Below are 6705 nucleotides of genomic sequence, written 5' to 3' on the forward strand. Positions count from 1 at the left end.
CTCGGCCACCGCCTCCAACGCATCCTCACCACCATCGCCACCAACCCCCACACCCCCATCGGCGACATCGACATCCTCGACGACACCGAACGGGAGCGGATGGCGGCCGCGGCGGAGCCGGTGAGCGTCGAACCGCCCACGGCGACCGCGGGCACGGCGCTGACCCAGGCGCTGGCGGCGGCGGTCGAGGACGACCCGGACGGACCGGCCGTGGTCTCCGGCGAGAGTGCGCTGTCGTACCAGGATCTCGACGCCCGCTCGTCGCGTTTGGCTCGGGTGCTCATCGCGCGGGGTTGCGGCCCCGGCGCGGGCGTCGCGGTGCGGCTGGACCGCGGCATCGACGCCGTCGTCGCCACTTGGGCCGTGCTCAAGACCGGCGCCGCCGTCGTCCCGGCCGACGCGCTCGACGCGCTGCCGCCGCACGGACTCGAGGTCAAGACCGGCCTGACCGCCGGCGGTGCGTTCCCGACCGCCACGGTCGACTGGCTGGCCCTCGACGACCCCGCCGTGATCGCCGAAATCGCCGCCGAATCACCACGACCGGTCACCTACGCCCACCGCATTCGCCCACTGCGCGGCAGCGACCCGGCATTCGCCGGACAACAGGTCCTCAGCTACGACGACCTCGCCGCGGCAGCCGCGCGATTGCGCACGCGCACCGAACTGACCTTCGAATCGCGCACCTTCCAGCACGGCAGCCCGCAGTCGCCCGCCGCGCTGATCGAGGTGGTCGCCGCCGGCTCGGTGGGCGCGTCGGTGGTGCTGGTCGACGACGTGGACGGAGCGCTGACGGAGTCGCTGGCCGACGAATGGGTAACCCACCTCGTGACCGATCGGACCGGGCTGGACACCCTCGACCCGACGGCACTGGAGGATTTGCACGCTGTGGTGCTGGACAATGGTGTCGGCGCCGTACCGGCGGGCCCCTGGGCCGAGGTGGCCGCTATCGTCGAACTCACCGAACTGCTCGGTAGCGAGTGAGGCGATTCGCGGTCGGACACAAGCCTCCGGTTGTGTGACCATGCACACAGCCGGTTGGTTTGGTGTATCAGGGTGTCCGCTGGAAATGTGTCATGGACGTGTTCTTACAGGCAGGATGTGCAGAGTTTTCATGTTTCGCTTGTCGGGGAATAGTCTGCCGGCTCAGGGATGGGGGACCAGGGACGAAGCGGGGCTCGCGTGACGCGGCCCGCGCGGGTGCGGCCCACGCGCACCCGGCGACCTAGAGTCACTACCCTTCCGCAACTGATGGCAACCGCCGTCGAAGCGAATCCGACCGGTACGGCGGTCGTGTTCGCCGACGCGGTCAGCTCACGCGGACACCTCACCTACGCGGAACTCGACGCCAGATCCACGCGTTTGGCGCGTCTGCTGATCGATCGTGGGGTGGGGCCGGAGGATCTGGTCGCGGTGGGTATTCCGCGTTCGGTGGAGTCGGTGGTCGCGGTGTGGGCGGTGGCCAAGACGGGTGCGGGTTTCGTGCCGGTGGATCCGAACTATCCGGCCGACCGGGTCGAGCACATGGTGAAGGACTCCGGCGCCGTGCTCGGACTCGCCGTCGCGCACGTGGTGGCGGACCTGCCCAGCGAAATCGAATGGCTGGTCATCGATTCCGACACCTGCGCAAGGCAGTTGGAGGACTACCCGACCGAACCGGTCACCTACGCGGATCGGCTGCGCCAGTTGCGGGCCGAACATCCGGCCTACGTCATCTACACCTCGGGGTCGACCGGCATGCCGAAGGGCGTGGTGGTCACGCAGTCGGGGTTGGCGGGTTTCTGCGCCGAGCAGCGTGATCGGTACCGGGTGACGAGCGCGTCGCGGACGTTGCATTTCGCGTCGCCGTCGTTCGACGCGTCGGTGCTGGAGTTGCTGCTCGCGCTCGGCGGCGCGGCGACCATGGTCGTGGTCGCGCCGACGGTCTACGGCGGTGACGAGCTGGCCGCCCTGCTGCGCAGGGAGGGAGTCACGCACGCCTTCATCACCCCGGCCGCGCTGGCGTCGGTGGATCCGGCGGGGCTGGACGAGTTGCGTGTGGTGGTGGCCGGTGGCGAGGCGTGTCCGCCGGAGCTGGTGCGGCGCTGGGTGCGTCCGATCGCCGACGGCCGGCGCGAGTTCTACAACGGATACGGCCCGACCGAGACCACCATCATGACCAACATCAGCGCGCCGCTGGTGGCGGGTGAGACGGTGACGATCGGCGCGCCCATCCAGGCGACCACCGAATATGTGCTGGACGAGCGCCTGGTGCCGGTCCCGATCGGCGTGGTCGGCGAGTTGTACATCGGCGGACCCCAGTTGGCCCGCGGCTACCAGTCGCGCCCCGGCCTCACCGCCGTGCGATTCGTCCCGAATCCGTTCGACCCGAATCACTCCAGGCTTTATCGCACCGGTGACCTGGTGCGATGGACGCCGAGTGGCGAGTTGGAGTATCTGGGTCGCAACGATTTCCAGGTGAAGATCCGTGGTTTCCGGATCGAGCTGGGTGAGATCGATGCGGTGCTTGCGGCGCACGAGACGGTGGATTTCGCGGTCACCGTGGGGCACCAACTGGACAGCGGCGCGACGATTCTCGCTTCTTACGTGCACGCGGCGAGCGGACGTTCGATCGACACCGACGAATTGCTCGCGCACGCCGAGCGCAGCTTGCCGGTGCACATGGTGCCCACCTCGATCACCGTGCTGGACGAGATCCCGCTGACCCCGGTGGGCAAGCTGGACCGTCGTGCCCTGCCCGCTCCGCAATTGCAGACCAAGGAATTCCGCGCCCCGTCGGGAGCGCTGGAGCAGTTGGTGGCGGGTGTGTTCGCCGACCTGCTCAGCGCGGGCGGCGAGATCGGCGCGGACGACGACTTCTTCGAGCTGGGCGGCAACTCGCTGATCGCGACGCAGGTGGCGGCGCGGCTCGGGGCGTCGGTCGGCGCGCGGGTACCCGCCCGCACCGTGTTCGAAGCGCCGACGGTCGCGCTGCTCGCCGCCCGGCTCGCCGAATTCGACACCGGCGCTGCACGTCCGGCGTTGGTGGCGGTGGAGCGTCCGGAGCGGGTGCCGTTGTCGTTGGCGCAGCGGCGGATGTGGTTTTTGAATCAGTTCGATACCGGTTCGGCGGCGAACAATATTCCGTTCGCGGTGCGGTTGTCGGGTGTGTTGGATGTGGCGGCGTTGCAGACGGCGGTCGCTGATGTGGTGGGGCGTCATGAGACGTTGCGGACGGTGTATCCGGCGGTGGACGGTACGGGGTATCAGCTGGTGCTGCCCGCCGAGCAGGCGACCCCGGACCTGACGCCGCACGACCTGCCCGCCGCGCAGCTGCCGGATTGGCTGCGCACCTTCGCCGCCGCCGGTTTCGACGTCGCCGACGAGGTGCCGTTGCGGCTCTCGCTCGCGCGAACCGGTCCCGACGACTACGTCCTCGCCGTCGTGGTGCACCACATCGCGGCCGACGGCACGTCGATCGCGCCGCTGGTGCGTGACCTGATGACCGCCTACGTCGCGCGCAGCAACGGCTCCGCGCCCGGCTGGGAACCGCTGCCGGTGCAATACGCGGACTACACCTTGTGGCAGCGCGCGCTGCTCGGCGAGGAGAACGACCCTCGTTCCGTGGCCGCGACGCAGATCGCCTTCTGGCGTGAGGCTCTCGCGGGCATTCCGGACCGGCTCGACCTGCCCACGGATCGGCCGCGTCCCGCCACGCCCTCCGGGCGCGGCGGCGTCTTCACCTTCACCGTCGACGCACCCACCCGGACCCGGCTCGACGAGCTCGCGCACGCGCACGGCGCCTCGCTGTTCATGGTCGTGCACACCGCGTTCGCGGCGCTGCTGGCCCGGTTGTCCGGTTCCACCGATATCACCATCGGCACGCCGGTCGCGGGCCGCGGCGAGGCGGAACTCGACGATCTGGTCGGCATGTTCGTCAACACGCTGGTGCTGCGGACCGCGGTGGATCCGGCGGCCTCGTTCGCCGAACTGCTCGCGGCGACCAAGGAACGCGACCTCGCGGCCTTCTCGCATGCCGAGTTGCCGTTCGAGCGGCTGGTCGAGGTGCTGGACCCGGTGCGGTCGCAGGCGCACCATCCGCTGTTCCAGGTGGCGCTGTTCTTCCAGAACATGGAACAAGCGCAGCTCGAGCTGCCCGGCCTGTCGGTCGGCGCGGTGGACCTCGACGGCGCGGTGGCCAAATTCGATCTGCAGCTGACGGTGACGCCGCAGGAAGGTCCGGACGCGGGCCTGGCCGCCATGTTCACCTATGCCACCGATCTGTTCGACGAGGGTTCGGTCGCCGAATTCGCGGCGCGCCTGAACCGGTTGCTGCGCGCGGTCGCGGCCGACCCCGATCGCGCGCTGGGCGGCATCGATCTGCTCAGCGTGGTCGAGCGCGATCGCGTCCTGCACGAGTGGAACGACACTCGCTACCCCGTCCGCTCCGAGTTGCTGCTGGACGGATACCGCCGCGCGGTGGAAGCGAATCCGGAGCGGATCGCCGTCGCTTACCAGGGCGTCGAGCTGACTTATCGTGAGTTCGACGCGCGGGTGAATCGTCTTGCGCGGTTGTTGATTTCGCAGGGTGTGGGTGCGGAGTCGTTGGTGGGGTTGGCGGTTCGGCGGTCGTTGGATCTCGTGGTGGGGATGTATGCGGTCGTGGCGGCGGGTGGTGCGTATGTGCCGTTGGATCCGGATCATCCGGCCGAACGCATCGCGCACATCCTGGACACCGCTCGCCCCCTCTGCGTCGTGACGACCAGTGCCGACGCGACGGCGCTGCCCGAGGACGTCCGGGCGCTCGCCGTGGACACCTTGGATCTCGACGGCTTCGACGACAGCCCGGTTCGCGCGGATGAGCTGCTGCGTCCGGTGTCGCCGCAGCATCCGGCGTATGTGATCTTCACATCGGGTTCGACCGGCCGCCCCAAGGGCGTCGCGGTGTCCCACGCGGCGATCAACAACCAGATCGCGTGGATGCTGGCGGAATACCCGCTGAGCCGGGACGACGTGTATTTGCAGAAGACGGCGACGACGTTCGACGTCTCGCTGTGGGGCTACTTCATGCCGTTGCGCGCGGGGGCGAAGCTCGTCGTCGCCACGCCGGACGGACATCGCGACCCCGCCTACGTCGCGGAAACCATCGCCGCGCAAGGCGTGACGGTGACGGACTTCGTGCCGTCCATGCTGACGGTCTTCGCCGCGCACACCACACCGGGCAGCTGCCCGACGCTGAAACACGTCTTCGTGATCGGCGAGGCGCTGCCACCGGAGACCGTCGCCGCCATGCAGGCGGTGTCCGACGCCGCCGTGCACAACCTCTACGGCCCGACCGAGGCCGCGGTGTCGGTGACCTACTGGCCCGCGTCGGCGGACGAGCGATCCGTGCCGATCGGTCTGCCCCAGTGGAACACCCAGGTCTACGTCCTGGACTCGTGGCTGCGGCCGGTGCCGGTGGGTGTGCCGGGTGAGCTGTATCTCGCGGGTGATCAGCTGGCCCGTGGTTACGTGCGGCGTCCCGACCTCACGGCCGACCGGTTCGTGGCCAATCCGTTCGGCAACGGCGACCGGATGTACCGCACCGGCGACCTGGTCGTGTGGCGCAAGGACGCGGACGACGCGGTACTCGACTACCTCGGCCGGACCGATTTCCAGGTGAAGTTCCGCGGCCAGCGGATCGAGCTGGGCGAGATCGAGGCGGCGCTGCTGGCGCAGCCTTCGGTGAGCCAAGCGGTCGCGCTCGTGTCGCCTTCGTCGCTGGGTGACCAGCTCGTCGCCTACGTCGTCCCGGCTCCGGGCGACCGGATCGACGCGCAGGCGCTGCGCTCCGCGATCGGCGAGACCTTGCCCGCCTACATGGTTCCGGCTGCGATCGTGGCGCTGGAGGCGTTCCCGCTGAACTCCAGCGGGAAGCTGGACCGTAAGGCGTTGCCGGAACCCACCTTCGAGACAAAGCAGTTCCGTGCGCCCGCGAGTGCGATCGAGGAGATCGTGGCGGGTGTGTTCGGTGAGGTGCTCGGATTGGGCCGGGTGGGCGCGGATGACGATTTCTTCGCGCTCGGGGGCAATTCGCTGGTCGCCACTCGAGTCGTGGCGCGTCTCGGCGCGGCGGTCGGTGCGCGGGTGGCTGTCCGGACACTGTTCGAGGCGCCGACCGTGGCGGGTCTGGCGGCCGCACTCGAGTCGCATACCCACGGTGAGCGCCGGATCGAGTTGGGGAGTATCGCTCGTCCGGAGCGGTTGCCGTTGTCGTTGGCGCAGCGGCGGATGTGGTTCCTCAACCGCTTCGACCAGTCCGATGACGCCGCGGAGCAGATCGGTTCGGCGGCTTACAACTTGCCGTTCGCGTTGCGGTTGACCGGTGCGTTGGATGTGGCCGCGCTGGGTGCGGCGCTGCACGACGTGGTGGCGCGGCACGAGGTGCTGCGCACGGTGTATCCGGAGACGCCGGACGGCCCGGTGCAGGTGGTGTTGCCCGCCGCGCAGGTCGCCGTCGACCTCGGTCCGCGGGTGCTGCCCGAGTCCGATGTGGCGAGCAGTGTGTACGCCCTGGCGGCGACGCCGTTCGACGTGACGGCCGAGGTGCCGTTGCGGGCCGTGCTCTTCCAGGTCGACGAAGCACCCGACACCTATGTGCTGGTGGTGGTGGTGCATCATATCGCGGCGGATGCGTCGTCGATGGGTCCGTTGGTGCGGGATGTGATGGTGGCGTATTCGGCGCGTGTC

Annotated in this window: 2 protein-coding genes; both read left to right on the forward strand. The window is 69.2% G+C overall.

The window, feature by feature from the left end:
* The coding region (locus tag ACWDMM_RS33690; RefSeq protein ID WP_357113189.1) for an AMP-binding protein at positions 1 to 981 on the forward strand (981 nt) is incomplete at its 5' end.
* A 168-nt stretch (positions 982 to 1149) separates the two neighbouring features.
* Positions 1150 to 6705, forward strand: a 5556-nt coding sequence (locus ACWDMM_RS33695) for an amino acid adenylation domain-containing protein (RefSeq protein ID WP_449941566.1), incomplete at its 3' end; no start/stop codon positions are given.

This window comes from Nocardia sp. NPDC003726 (assembly GCF_053586955.1).